The following is a 1,760-nucleotide window of genomic DNA, read 5'->3' on the forward strand; positions in this document are numbered from 1 at the left end:
GCCCGGACGGCTCCGGACGGCGGGCGGCACCCGCGCGCCCGCCCCGCCGGTCCGTCAGCAGCCGCGCCAGCGCGGCCAGGACGGCGGCGGCCGCGATCGCGCCCACGACGATCCCCAGGTTCCGTCCGTAGGGCAGCGGAAGCTGCGAGGGCGTGTCGGCGCGGCGCCCGTACCCGAGGACGAGCGGCAGGGCGTACAGCGCGGTACAGCCCGCGCAGATGAGCGCGGCCCGCACGATGGGCCGGTAGGCGACGGGCACGACGCCGATCAGCAGCCCGGCCACCAGCACCAAGGGGACCAGGACGCCGTCGTGCGTCACCGCCGCGCCCGCGAACCACAGCGCCCACCCCGCGACGTTCACGTTCAGGACCACGCCCCGCACACCCCACGCCATGAGCGCCAGCCCCGCCGCGTACATCGCGATCCGGGTCTTCACGACACCACCACCCGGTGCACCCACTTGGTCTGCATCACCCCGGGCCGGTTGGGCGCGATCAGCCGGCACGGGTAGCCGTGGTCCAGGTCCAGCTGCTCGCCGTTGAGCCCGAGTGCCAGCAGCGTGAGCGGATCGCGCCAGTGCGGCGGGTCCACCTCGGAGGTGCGGTAGAGCCCCCCGGGCTCCAGCGACTCCACCCGCACGCGCGCGTCGTCGTCCACCCCCGCCATGCGCAGCACGTCGCGAAGCCGGACCCCCTCCCAGGTCGCCTGCGCGCTCCACCCCTCCACGCAGGTGATCGGCAGCCGGACCGTGCGCGCGGGGAGCTCGCGCAGCCCCGCCGGCGACAGCGACAGCTCCCGTTCCACGCGGCCGGTGACGGTCAGCCGCCAGCCCGGATCGCGGGCGAGCACGGTCACCCCGGCGTGCGCCGCGGACTTGTTGACCGGCAGTCCCTGCGGCCCGAGCCCCGGGCGGCGCGGGGCCAGCACCGCCAGCCGGGCCAGCGGCGAGTACGCCTCCCCCACCGTGGTCAGCGTGATGACGCCGCTCGCCGCCGCGACCGTCCCCAGGAACGCGCGCCGCCCCACCGCGTCCTGGGGCCGCGTCATCACCGTCCGCCGCACCGTCGGCCACTCGTTGGCGACGTGGATGAGCAGCGCCCCGGCCAGGACGTAGGCCGTCCAGTAGTGCGCGGTGGTGAAGTAGAACCGGAACGCGTACCAGTAGGCGATGTTCATGATTCCCGTCACCAGCTGGAACAGCGCCGCCGCGACCAGCGGGAACACCAGCAGCCGCCGCACCCCGTGCGCGGCGGACGCGGCCGGCGGCCAGCGCAGCAGGTTCGGGTAGACCGTCCACAGCTTGGCCAGCAGCAGCGGCACCGTCGCCAGCCCGCCGATCACATGGATCCCCTGCGTGAACCGGTACAGGTTCACCGGACGCGACGGCCATCGCATCCACCCCGGCGGATGCTGCATGAAGTGACTGACCAGGCCCGTCGCGAAGGAGACCAGGAAACTGACGCCGAGCGCCAGGCCCAGCCACGACGCGACGCGCTCGTCGTGCAGGCGGCTGGTGAAGCGCCCCTGCAGCCCCCGCACCTCCTCCAGGACGGCCCGTGACACCGCCGGGACGGCCCGCGACACCGCCGGGACGGCCCGGGTCAACGACGCACGGCGACGAACCACCGGCCCGCCTCCTCCCACGACTCGGTCACGGTCGCCGCGCACGCCGCGGCGAGCCCCGCGGCGGCGTCGGCCGGGACGTGCGCCCAGGCGAACCACGCGCCCGCCGCACCGCCCGAGCGCAGCCGCAGCGGCTC

The 1,760-nt window shown here is 75.3% G+C and carries 2 protein-coding genes; both read right to left on the reverse strand.

Annotated elements, in window-relative coordinates; all coding sequences use genetic code 11:
• On the reverse strand, positions 1–436 hold a 436-nt coding region (locus tag E1291_RS41260), incomplete at its 3' end, for a hypothetical protein (RefSeq protein WP_131743451.1).
• On the reverse strand, positions 433–1,626 hold the full coding sequence (locus tag E1291_RS41265; RefSeq protein WP_242614700.1) for a molybdopterin-dependent oxidoreductase: 1,194 nt from the start codon (positions 1,624–1,626) through the stop codon (positions 433–435). The genes E1291_RS41265 and E1291_RS41260, both read right to left, overlap by 4 nt.
• Positions 1,627–1,760 lie beyond the last annotated feature (134 nt).

This window comes from Actinomadura roseirufa, from assembly GCF_900659635.1.
GTDB lineage: Bacteria > Actinomycetota > Actinomycetes > Streptosporangiales > Streptosporangiaceae > Spirillospora > Spirillospora roseirufa.